Consider the following 11,291-nt stretch of genomic DNA (forward strand, 5'->3'; position numbering starts at 1 on the left):
GACGGCGTGCGGACCCCTTGACGCCGATCCGGCCGGGCGGGCAACGCGCCCGGCCCGCCCGGCGTCTTGCCTGACGGCGGCCGTTGTCAGTGGTGCGGCCTAGGCTGCGAGGCGGTGGGGGCACCTGCCCGGGGCCGCGTACGACGCTGTGCGCGGGCCCGTCACGCACGGGGAAGATCGCGGGGGAGCGATGAGCACGACCGACGCCGGGGTTCCGGCGATCACGCTGACCGAGGCGGAGCTGGACCGCTACGTCACCCACGCGCCGACGCGCGGCCTGCTCGCCGGAGCCGGCCTGCCCGCGGTGACCGACCTGCTGACCTTCTCCCCGCTGCGCACGCACGGCCTGCGCACCCTCGCCGACGCCGCCGACGGCCCCCTGCGCCTGGCGGAGGAACTGCGCGGCCGGCTGGTCATAGGCGAACTGCTCACCCCGGCCGGCCGGGAGCGCGAGTCGATCCTGCTGGACGGTGCCACGGGCGAGCTGACCACGGCCTACCTGCGCGACCCGTACGACGCGCGCCCCTTGGCGTCCTCCCTGCACACGCTGCTGCGGTTCGCCGCGGTGACCGAGGAACTCACGGGGCTGCGCGGCCGGTTCGCCTCCCTGGCCGGGCAGTACGGCCCCCGGACGGCGACCGAGGCGTCCCGCCGCCTCCTCACCCTCTTCGAGGAGGGCTCGGACGGCGCGGTCCCGCCGTACTGGAAGGCGGCGGCCCTGATCCGCCCCCTCGCCCTGGCCGCCGGCCCCGGCACGGCCTCGGGGCTCGCCCTGGACGTCCCCGCGCGCCTGCTGGACCAGGAGTTCGGGCACGGCAGGGTGACCCGTTTCGAGGAGGTCGACTTCCCGCCGACGCTCACCCACGAGCCCACGCGCCGCTTCCTGCGCGGGACGGGGCTGCCGGAGTCGGCGGTCTTCTACCACGCCGACACGGACGTGCGGCTGCCCACGCTCCGGGAGTACTTCACCGAGGAACGCCCCGGTCACCCCGTCACGGACCTCCCGGCCCACTGCGACCACCTGATCCGCCTCGGCCACCTGAGGGAGGAGACCAGCCTGGTGGTGGACGGCAGGACGGGCGCGGTGCTGACGTTCAGCGAGCCGGACGCCACGCTCCACCCCCTCAACACCGACGTCTCCACCCTGGCGTTCACCCTGTGGCTCATCCACCACGAGCGCACGATCGACGCCCACCTGGGCCACGAACTGGCCACCCACGCCTACGACCACCTGGTCACCCTCATGCTCCACACCCTGGAATCCATCGACCCCACGGGCACCCTCCCGGAAACGACCTGGCACTACTGGACCCACCTGCTCCAGGACGAGACGAACGGGGTGCTCTGACGCTAGGTCAGGACAAGCCAGCGGTGACCGTCGATGAGCTCTCGTGCCGCGTCGAGGTGGCCGGCGTGGCAGGCGGTCTCGGTGATGACGTGCAGCAGGACATCGCGCAGGGTGTGCAGATGCGGTTCACCGAACAGGTCGTGGGGCCACCAGGCCAGGGCCGCGCCGGCCGGGGTGGCGCTGATGACGGCGTCGGCGAGCTTCGCCTCCTGCCGATACCGGTCGAGCACGTCACCGGCCGGCACGTCCGGTTCCACCCGCCACGCCTCGTCGCCGCTCGTCAGGCCTTGGACCACCTCCGCGTCACCGGCGACAACGGCCCGGAACCAGAACCGCTCCACGTCCAGCGTGAGGTGCTGAACCAGCCCCAGGCAATGCCAGCCGGACGGCAGCACGCGCCGCCGCAGCGCCTCGGCATCCAGCCCGTCGAGGACGCCGAGAACGTGGCGCCGCTGCCCGTCCAGAACCTTGAGAAGGGCCGTGACCTCACTGTCCGGAGGGGTCTCACCCGTGTTTTCGATCACGATCAACCAGGGTGGCCCATACGCGTGGACGGCGCGCCGAGTTCTGCGTTTTCGGGCCGGGGCCGACCACCCGCCAGTGGTCGGCCGCAGCGCCGGTGTGGAGGCCGTGGCGGGAATCGAACCCGCGTAACTCGCTTTGCAGGCGAGTCCCTGAACCACTCGGGCACACGGCCGTGTTGTGTTGTTGTCCTCGGCCGTGGTGGGAATCGAACCCGCGTGACTCCCCGCGGGCGGAGCCCGCTGTTGGATACAGCGCAGGCGAGTCCCTGAACCACTCGGGCACACGGCCGTGTTGATGAGATGAACCTATGGGGAGTGGCGGGCGGGGCTCAAGGGGGCGTCGGGGGCTGCAATGCGACTGCCATACGGCGTTCATGAAGCGGTGCCGGACGTACGACCAAGGGACGAGGGGACGTCGGGCTCCTGACAGGGGCCGAAGTCGGTTGTGCGCCTTACCCTGACGAGCATGAGCGCCCTCGAATCCCACGACCCCGCCGTCCTCGACCCCCCGGCCGACCAGGTATCCGGCGTGTTGAGCCGGGCCTACCGGGCGCTCAGTGTCGGGATCGTGTCCGTCGTCGTGCTGATCGCGTTCGAGGCGACCGCCGTGGGAACCGCGATGCCGGTCGCCGCCCGGGAGCTGGACGGCGTGGCGCTGTACGCGTTCGCCTTCTCCGGATACTTCACGACCAGCCTCTTCGGCATGGTGCTCGCCGGGCAGTGGTCCGACCGGCGCGGCCCGTTCTCCGCGCTGACCTGCGGCATCGCGGCCTTCGCCGCCGGACTCGTCGTCGCCGGGACCGCGCAGGCCATGTGGGTGTTCATCCTCGGCCGGGCCGTGCAGGGCCTGGGCGGCGGGCTGGTCATCGTCGCGCTGTACGTCGTCGTCGGCCGGGCCTACCCCGAACGGCTGCGGCCCGCGATCATGGCCGCGTTCGCCGCGGGGTGGGTCGTGCCGTCCATCGTCGGTCCCCTCGCCTCCGGTGCCGTCACCGAGCAGCTCGGCTGGCGCTGGGTCTTCCTCGGCATCCCCGTCCTCGTCGTGTTCCCGCTCGCCCTCGCCCTGCCCCAGATACGCCGGCGGGCCTCGGGCCCGGTGGACGAGCGGGCCGGCGCCGCCGCCTTCGACCGGCGGCGCATCCGGCTCGCCCTCGCGATCTCCCTCGGCGCGGGGCTCCTCCAGTACGCCGCCCAGGACCTGCGCCCCCTCTCCCTGCTGCCGGGACTGGCCGGGGCCGCCCTGCTGGTGCCCGCCGTCCTCGGCCTGCTGCCCCGCGGCACCTACCGGGCCGCCCGCGGTCTGCCCTCCGTCGTGCTGCTGCGCGGGGTGGCGGCCGGGTCCTTCATCTCCGCCGAGTCCTTCGTACCGCTGATGCTGGTCACCCAGCGCGGTCTGTCGCCCACGCTCGCCGGGTTCTCGCTCGCGGCCGGCGGCGGGACGTGGGCGCTGGGCTCGTTCGTGCAGTCCCGGCCGCGCCTGGCACCGCACCGGGAGCGGCTGATGACCCTCGGCATGGTGCTGGTCGCCGCCGCGATCGTGACCGCGCCCAGCGTGCTGATCCACTCCGTGCCCGTGTGGACGGTCGCCGTCGCCTGGGGCGTCGGCTGCTTCGGGATGGGGCTGGTGCTCTCCTCCACCAGCGTGCTGCTGCTGAAGCTGTCCGCCCCCGAGGAGGCCGGCGCCAACTCCGCCGCGCTCCAGATCTCCGACGCCCTGTCCAACGTCGTCCTGCTCGCGGCGACCGGCGCGGCCTTCGCCGCCCTGGGCGGCGGCAGCACGGCCGCCACCGGCGCGGGTGACGGCGGCCACCCCGCCGCCTTCGCCGCCGTCTTCCTGCCGATGGCCGCGGTCGCGCTGGCGGGATCCTGGGTGACCACGCGGCTACGGGAACGCACTCCCGCTGGCTGAGCGACGGCGGGTGCCCGGGGGGCCGCTGTGATGTCGCTCCCACCCGGGGGCGACCCCGGCTCGTTCGCGCCGTGCGCGCAGGACGGCGCCGGTAGGGTGGCCCGGTTGTCGTACGTAGCCGCCCGACCCTGATCCACGGAGACCGTGACTACCACCGCCGCATCCTCCGCTTCCGCCTCCTCCCACCACCTCTCGCCCGCCTTCCCGGGCCGGGCCCCCTGGGGTACCGCCAGCAAGCTGCGCGCCTGGCAGCAGGGGGCGATGGAGAAGTACATCCAGGAGCAGCCGCGCGACTTCCTCGCCGTCGCCACACCCGGAGCCGGCAAGACCACCTTCGCGCTGACCCTGGCCTCCTGGCTGCTGCACCACCACGTCGTGCAGCAGGTCACGGTGGTCGCGCCCACCGAGCACCTGAAGAAGCAGTGGTCCGAGGCCGCGGGCCGGATCGGGATCAGGCTCGATCCCGAGTACAGCGCGGGCCCGCTCGGCAGGGAGTACGACGGCGTCGCCGTGACGTACGCCGGCGTGGGCGTGCGCCCGATGCTGCACCGCAACCGGGTCGAGCAGCGCAAGACGCTGGTGATCCTGGACGAGATCCACCACGCCGGCGACTCGAAGTCCTGGGGCGAGGCGTGCCTGGAGGCGTTCGAGCCGGCCACCCGGCGCCTCGCGCTGACGGGTACGCCGTTCCGCTCCGACACCAACCCGATCCCCTTCGTGACGTACGAGGAGGGGGCGGACGGGATCCGGCGGTCCGCCGCGGACTACACGTACGGGTACGGGTCGGCGCTGTCGGACGGCGTCGTCCGGCCGGTGATCTTCCTCTCCTACAGCGGCAACATGCGCTGGCGCACCAAGGCCGGGGACGAGGTCGCCGCCCGGCTCGGCGAGCCGATGACCAAGGACGCGGTCAGCCAGGCCTGGCGCACGGCCCTCGACCCGCGCGGCGACTGGATGCCGAGCGTGCTGCGCGCCGCCGACCAGCGGCTGACCGAGGTCCGCAAGGCCATCCCGGACGCGGGCGCGCTCGTCATCGCCTCCGACCAGGACTCCGCGCGCGCGTACGCCAAGCTGATCCGGGAGATCACGGGGACGAAGGCGACGCTCGTCCTGTCGGACGACACCGGCGCCTCGAAGAGGATCGACGAGTTCAGCGCGAGCGACGACCGGTGGATGGTCGCCGTGCGCATGGTGTCCGAGGGCGTCGACGTGCCGCGGCTCGCGGTCGGGGTGTACGCCACGACGATCTCGACGCCGCTGTTCTTCGCGCAGGCCGTCGGGCGTTTCGTACGGTCCCGGCGGCGCGGCGAGACCGCGTCCGTGTTCCTGCCGACCGTGCCCGACCTGCTGACCTTCGCCAACGAGATGGAGAAGGAACGGGACCACGCCCTCGACAAGCCGAAGAAGGAGGGCGAGGAGGACCCGTACGCCGAATCCGAGAAGGAGATGGAGGAGGCGAACAAGCAGGAGGACGAGGACACCGGCGAGCAGGACATGCTGCCGTTCGAGGCGCTGGAGTCCGACGCGGTGTTCGACCGGGTGCTGTACGACGGCGCCGAGTTCGGCATGCAGGCCCACCCCGGGAGCGAGGAGGAGCAGGACTACCTGGGGATCCCGGGGCTGCTGGAGCCCGATCAGGTGCAGTTGCTGCTGCAGAAGCGGCAGGCCCGGCAGATCGCGCACAGCCGGAAGAAGCCGGACACGGAGGCCGACCTGCTGGAGCTGCCGGCGGAGCGGCGGCCGGTGGTGTCGCACAAGGAGCTGATGGAGCTGCGGAAGCGGCTGAACACGATGGTCGGCGCGTACGTGCACCAGAGTGGGAAGCCGCACGGGGTGATCCACACCGAGCTGCGGCGGGTGTGCGGGGGGCCGCCGAGCGCGGAGGCCACGGCGGGACAGCTGCGGCAGCGGATCGCCAAGGTCCAGGAGTGGGCGACGCGGATGAAGTGACGGCCGCTCCGCCCCGGGCCCCGGTGGGGGTCTCGCTCACCCGGCTGTGAGGTCCCGCCCCGGCGGTCCGCCGCCGCCCCGGTGGTCCGTCACCCGGTGCCAGGGTGAACCCCCACCCTCCTGTTCGAGTACGTTTCGACGCCCTCCCGGTGTGCGTATCCGGACGAATGCAGGCAGGCCGGATCTGGTCTTGCCCGGATTCTGGACTGAGACTTCCGCTGAGCGAACCGGCTTCGCTACTGTCCGGCTACGCATACGCCCCGTGGCAGCGCCGCCGCGGAGCGCAGCCGTGAAGCGACATCGGCTCGGAGCTGCCGGGCCGTCCTGCCGACCGGCGGCCTCTGAGGCGCGTCGCCGACGGGACTCGGTGACGCATCCGCCGCTCAGGGACCCGCCGACCTCACCGCCGAAGGAGTGGGCGTCGTGACCGCGGAGACCTCTCAGACGCTCGACCGGGGACTGCGCGTCCTCAAGCTGCTGGCCGACACCGACCACGGACTGACCGTCACCGAGTTGTCCACCAAACTGGGCGTGAACCGGACCGTCGTCTACCGGTTGCTCGCCACCCTCGAACAACACGCACTGGTACGACGCGACTTGGGCGGCCGGGCCCGGGTCGGCCTCGGGGTGCTGCGGCTCGGCCGGCAGGTGCACCCGCTGGTACGCGAGGCCGCGCTCCCCGCCCTGCGGTCCCTCGCCGAGGACATCGGGGCCACCGCGCACCTGACACTGGTCGACGGCACGGAGGCGCTCGCCGTCGCCGTGGTCGAACCGACCTGGACCGACTACCACGTGGCCTACCGGGCCGGTTTCCGGCACCCCCTCGACCGGGGGGCCGCGGGCCGGGCCATCCTCGCCGCCCGCCAGTCGCCGTGCGCCGACCCCGGCTACACCCTGACCCACGGCGAACTGGAGGCCGGCGCGAGCGGCGCCGCCGCCCCGCTGGTCGGGGTCACGGGTGTGGAGGGCAGCGTGGGCGTGGTGATGCTGGCGGACGCCGTACCGGAGCGGGTCGGCCCGAGGGTGCTGGAGGCGGCCCGCGAGGTCGCGGAGGCCCTGCGCTGACCGCCGCCCCCGCCGCGCGCGGTTGCCGACTCCCGCCGCGGGCGGAAGCCGCCCCCGCTCGCGGGCAAGCCGAGCGTCGCCCTCGTGCGGAGGCGGACCCCTGCCCGCGCGTGGACGCCGCCCCGCCCGCGTAGGGTTGCCGACTCCCGCCGCGGGCGGAAACCGATCCGGCTCGCGCGGGCTGACCGCTGCCCGCGCGTGGACGCCGCCCCGCCCGGGTAGGGTTGCCGACTCCCGCCGCGGGCGGAAACCGATCCGGCTCGCGCGGGCTACCGCTGCCCGCGCGGAGCTGATCGCCGTCCGCGTGGACGCCGCCCCCGCCCGAGCGCGGGGCTGGACCGCCCGCTGCGTCGAAGTCGGCCTCGCCCCCGCGCACGGACGCGCCCCGTCAGCCGCCCCGCGCACAGACGCCGCCCCCCCCGCCCGCGCGCAAGCCGCCCTCGCCCCCGCGCACAGACGCCGCCCCCCGCCCCCGCGCAAGCCAACCCACCGCGCACGCACGCCACCCCCACCCGAAAAGCGCTGCGCTCCGCTGCTCACCGCCTCCTGCGGACCTCGCGTTAGATTGATCCCGTGCTCTCACGTCTCACACGCCCCCAGGCCCTCGCCGTCTGCGCGCTGCCCGTCGTGGCCCTGCTCGCCACCGTGGGGTTCGCGCCGCTGCCGTTCTCGGTGGCGCAGCCCGGCGGGACGACGAACGTGCTCGGCGAGCACCAGGGCACGCCGGTGATCACCGTCTCCGGCGCGGCGACCCGGAAGACCAGCGGGCAGCTGCGGATGACGACCATCGTGGCGACCGGACCGGACGCCCGGATCTCGCTCGGTGACGTGGTCGGCAACTGGTTCCGCACCGACCGGGCCGTCATGCCCCGCGACTCGGTCTACCCGAGCGGGGACACCGTCAAGGAGATCGAGAAGCACAACCTGGCGCAGATGCGGGAGTCCCAGGACTCGGCCACCCAGGCGGCGCTGGGGTACCTCGGGCTCGGCGCGGACAAGGTGAAGGTGAACCTGCGCCTCGCCGACGTCGGCGGGCCCAGCGCGGGCCTGCTGTTCAGCCTCGGGATCATCGACAAGCTGGACGGCGACGGCCGCGGCGGCGACCTCACGGGCGGCCGCACGGTCGCGGGCACCGGCACGATCGACGCCGCCGGCCGGGTCGGCGCGGTCGGCGGGGTGGCGCTGAAGACACAGGCCGCGCGCCGCGACGGGGCCACCGTCTTCCTGGTGCCGAAGGCGGAGTGCGCCGAGGCCAAGGCCGAGCTGCCCGAGGGGCTGCGCCTGGTGCCGGTGACCACGCTCAAGAGCGCCGTCGGCTCCCTGGTGGCCCTGGAGAAGGGCGGCGGCCCGGTCCCGAGCTGCTAGCCGCGCCCCGCCTGCCTCCCCTCCCGGGCCGCCTGCTCCACCAGCGGGATCACCCGCAGCGGCACCGGCGTCTCCATCACGATCGTCGTGGAGGCCCGCACGATGCCGTCGAAGCCCACCACGCGGTCGATCACCCGTTGCAGGTCCGCGTTCGAGCGGGCCACCAGCCGGCACAGCATGTCCCCGCTGCCCGTGGTGGTCAGCAGCTCCAGCACCTCCGGCACGGTCGCCAGGTGGGCGCGGACGTCGCTGCCCTGGCCCTGCCGGATCTGGAGGGTGGCGAACGCGGTGACCGGATAGCCGAGGGCCGCCGGGTCCACCTGCGGGCCGAAGCCGCGGACGACCCCGCCCGACTGGAGCCGGTCCAGCCGCGCCTGCACGGTGCCCCGCGCCACCCCCAGCCGACGGGACATCTCCAGCACGCCGATGCGCGGTTCCTCCGCCAGCAGCACGATGATCCGCCCGTCCAGATGATCGATCGCCACGGGACCCCCTGTGATGGTCATCCTGTACAGAAAGACCGCCTGAGCGGTCGTACCGCTGAACAGATTGCCCAGTGGATTCGCGAACTATTGCGCACCTTGCAGGGCGGCGCCACCCTTCGGGTATGACGCAGACCACACACCACACTCCCGACACGACCGCACGGCAGGACGACCCCTTCCCGGTCAAGGGAATGGACGCGGTCGTCTTCGCCGTGGGCAACGCCAAGCAGGCGGCGCACTACTACTCCACCGCCTTCGGCATGCGGCTGGTCGCCTACTCCGGACCGGAGAACGGCAGCCGCGAGACCGCCAGTTACGTGCTGGAGAACGGCTCCGCCCGGTTCGTCCTCACCTCGGTGATCAAGCCGGCCGGCGACTGGGGGAACTTCCTCGCCCGGCACGTGGCCGAGCACGGCGACGGCGTCATCGACCTGTCCATCGAGGTCCCGGACGCCCGCGCCGCGTACGCGTACGCCGTCGAGAACGGCGCGCGGGGCATCACCGAGCCCTACGAGGTGAAGGACGAGAACGGCACCGTCGTCCTCGCCGTGATCGCCACCTACGGCGAGACCCGCCACACCCTGGTCGACCGCTCCGGTTACGACGGCCCCTACCTGCCCGGCTACGCGGCGGCCGAGCCGATCGTCGCGCCGCCCGCCGCGCGCACCTTCCAGGCCATCGACCACTGCGTCGGCAACGTCGAACTCGGCAGGATGAACGAGTGGGTGACCTTCTACAACAAGGTCATGGGCTTCACGAACATGAAGGAGTTCGTGGGCGACGACATCGCCACCGAGTACAGCGCGCTGATGTCGAAGGTGGTCGCGGACGGCACCCTCAAGGTGAAGTTCCCGATCAACGAGCCCGCCATCGCCAAGAAGAAGTCCCAGATCGACGAGTACCTGGAGTTCTACGGCGGCGCCGGCGTCCAGCACATCGCGCTCAACACCAACGACATCGTGCAGACCGTGCGCACCATGCGCGCGGCCGGCGTCGAGTTCCTGGACACCCCCGACTCCTACTACGACACCCTCGGCGAGTGGGCCGGCGAGACCCGCGTGCCGGTCGAGACCCTGCGCGAGCTGAAGATCCTCGTCGACCGCGACGAGGACGGCTACCTGCTGCAGATCTTCACCAAGCCGGTCCAGGACCGGCCGACGGTGTTCTTCGAACTCATCGAGCGGCACGGCTCGATGGGCTTCGGCAAGGGCAACTTCAAGGCCCTGTTCGAGGCGATCGAGCGCGAGCAGGCCAAGCGGGGCAACCTGTAACCGGGGGCGCTACTCGCTGGGCGGCGGCTCGTCGGGGACGTCGCCCAGCTCCCGCAGCGCCTCCTGCGCCATCGGCACCCGCAGCGGCGAGAAGTACGGGTTGATCCGCAGCGCCTCCTGGAGGTGCCGCCGCGCGGGACCGGCCCGGTCCAGCTCCGCCTCGATCACCCCGAGGTGGAAGGCGTGCGGCGCGCTGCGCACCCCGCCGCCCTTCGCCTTGTCCGTGGCGACGGCCGCGTACGTCAGCGCCTCCCGGTCCCGGCCGGTCCGGTGCAGCGCCCAGCCCAGCGCGTCGGCCACCTCGATGCCCGGCTGGCGCCGCCACTCCTCCTCCAGCCGCTCCACGGCCTCCCACGGGTCCCCGTGGTCCGCCTCGAACCGGCCGATCAGCAGCTCCTCGTCCACCCCGCCCGCCACCGAGAGCCGGACCGCCTCCCGCATCCGCGCGTAACTGTCCTCGGCGGCGCCCTGCTGCCCCAGCGACTCGTACAGCTCGCCCAGCTCCAGCAGGTCCTCCGGGCGCGGCCGCCGCGCGACGGCGGCCCGGTAGGCGGCCAGCGCCTCCGAGGTGCGGCCCAGCGCGGCCAGTGTCCGCGCCCGCCCGGCCGGTGCCGCCCGCTGGCCGGGGTCGAGCCGCAGCGCGGCCTCGAAGTGGTCCAGCGCGTCCGGCAGGTCCCCGCGCTCCCAGGCCAGCTGCCCCACCCCGGCCAGCCAGGCGGCCTGCTCCACCGGGGTGCGGGCGGCGGCGGCCGCGTCGGTGAGCTGGGCCGCCGCGTCCTCGCGCCACCCCCGGTCCCGGTACACCGCCGCCGCCTGCGCCATCACGGCCGGCCGCGCCGCCGCGTCGGTGCGCAGCGCCAGCAGTTTGTCCAGGGCGGAGCGGGCCTTCTCGTAGTCGCCGAGCCCGGTGTAGGCGTCGATCAGCGCCGGATACGACGACCACCGCTTCGGCGCCGCCTTCCCGGCCTGCTCGGCGTACCGTTTCGCCGCCGGGTAGTCCCGGCGCGCCAGTGCCAGCGATGCCAGCCCGTCCAGCGCCTCGGTGTTCCGCGTCCCCCGCACCTCCAGGGACGCCTTCAGCGCCCGCTCGGCCCGCGGATAGTCCGCCGCGTCACCCGCCCGGCGCCCCCGCTCCACGTACGCCGACCCCAGCACCGCCCAGGCCACGGCGTCCTTCGGCCGCAGCCGCACCTGCTGCTCCTGCCGCCCGATCAGCGCGGTCAGCCCGGGCAGCGCGGCCGGCACGCCGTAGGGCACCGCCGCCGGCGCCGCGGCCCGCGGCCGGGACTGCGGGCCGGCGGCGGGGGGGCGGGGGGGGCCCCGCGCGGGGGGGGCCCCCCGACACGCAACCCACCCCACACCCCCCGCCAGGCG

9 protein-coding genes and 2 tRNA genes are annotated in these 11,291 nt (G+C 73.6%); 6 read left to right on the plus strand and 5 right to left on the minus strand.

What is annotated here, in order from left to right:
• Positions 1-190 precede the first annotated feature (190 nt).
• Entirely contained in the window at positions 191-1,348 is a 1,158-nt protein-coding gene (locus tag ACZ63H_RS22760) for an SUKH-4 family immunity protein (RefSeq protein WP_469867730.1), read from the plus strand.
• 2 nt (positions 1,349-1,350) lie between these two features.
• Here ACZ63H_RS22760 and ACZ63H_RS22765 read toward each other — a convergent pair whose 3' ends face one another.
• The 3 genes from ACZ63H_RS22765 to ACZ63H_RS22775 form a co-directional block, all read right to left on the minus strand.
• Positions 1,351-1,878, minus strand: a complete 528-nt coding sequence (locus tag ACZ63H_RS22765; protein ID WP_469867732.1) for a DinB family protein — start codon at positions 1,876-1,878, stop codon at positions 1,351-1,353.
• Positions 1,879-1,970: 92 nt separating this feature from the next.
• Positions 1,971-2,045 (minus strand) — tRNA-Cys (locus ACZ63H_RS22770).
• Positions 2,046-2,063: 18 nt separating this feature from the next.
• Positions 2,064-2,161 (minus strand) — tRNA-OTHER (locus tag ACZ63H_RS22775).
• A gap of 177 nt (positions 2,162-2,338) precedes the next feature.
• On the opposite strand from ACZ63H_RS22775, the gene ACZ63H_RS22780 reads away from it, so the two are divergent.
• The 4 genes from ACZ63H_RS22780 (at position 2,339) to ACZ63H_RS22795 (ending at position 8,161) form a co-directional block, all read left to right on the plus strand.
• Complete coding sequence (locus tag ACZ63H_RS22780; protein WP_469867734.1) at positions 2,339-3,781, plus strand: MFS transporter; 1,443 nt, start codon at positions 2,339-2,341, stop codon at positions 3,779-3,781.
• Between the two features lie 144 nt (positions 3,782-3,925).
• Positions 3,926-5,731 carry a DEAD/DEAH box helicase gene (locus tag ACZ63H_RS22785; RefSeq protein WP_469867736.1) on the plus strand — a complete coding sequence of 602 codons (1,806 nt, stop codon included), beginning with the start codon at positions 3,926-3,928 and terminating at the stop codon, positions 5,729-5,731.
• A 423-nt stretch (positions 5,732-6,154) separates the two neighbouring features.
• The gene (locus ACZ63H_RS22790) at positions 6,155-6,796 is read left to right on the plus strand and encodes an IclR family transcriptional regulator (RefSeq protein WP_467936733.1); all 642 of its coding nucleotides are present in this window, start codon (positions 6,155-6,157) and stop codon (positions 6,794-6,796) included.
• A gap of 573 nt (positions 6,797-7,369) precedes the next feature.
• Positions 7,370-8,161: a S16 family serine protease gene (locus ACZ63H_RS22795; protein ID WP_469867738.1), complete on the plus strand. Its 792-nt coding sequence runs from the start codon at positions 7,370-7,372 to the stop codon at positions 8,159-8,161.
• Here the strand turns inward: ACZ63H_RS22795 and ACZ63H_RS22800 are convergent.
• The gene (locus ACZ63H_RS22800) at positions 8,158-8,646 is read right to left on the minus strand and encodes an Lrp/AsnC family transcriptional regulator (RefSeq protein WP_469867750.1); all 489 of its coding nucleotides are present in this window, start codon (positions 8,644-8,646) and stop codon (positions 8,158-8,160) included. The genes ACZ63H_RS22795 and ACZ63H_RS22800 overlap by 4 nt on opposite strands.
• A gap of 122 nt (positions 8,647-8,768) precedes the next feature.
• Here ACZ63H_RS22800 and hppD point away from each other — a divergent pair, with 122 nt between their 5' ends.
• Positions 8,769-9,917: a 4-hydroxyphenylpyruvate dioxygenase gene (gene hppD / locus ACZ63H_RS22805; protein WP_469867740.1), complete on the plus strand. Its 1,149-nt coding sequence runs from the start codon at positions 8,769-8,771 to the stop codon at positions 9,915-9,917.
• Between the two features lie 9 nt (positions 9,918-9,926).
• Here the strand turns inward: hppD and ACZ63H_RS22810 are convergent.
• Positions 9,927-11,291: tetratricopeptide repeat protein (locus ACZ63H_RS22810; protein ID WP_469867742.1), on the minus strand; the 1,365-nt coding region annotated here is incomplete at its 5' end.

It is taken from the genome of Streptomyces sp. NPDC104831, assembly GCF_055583025.1.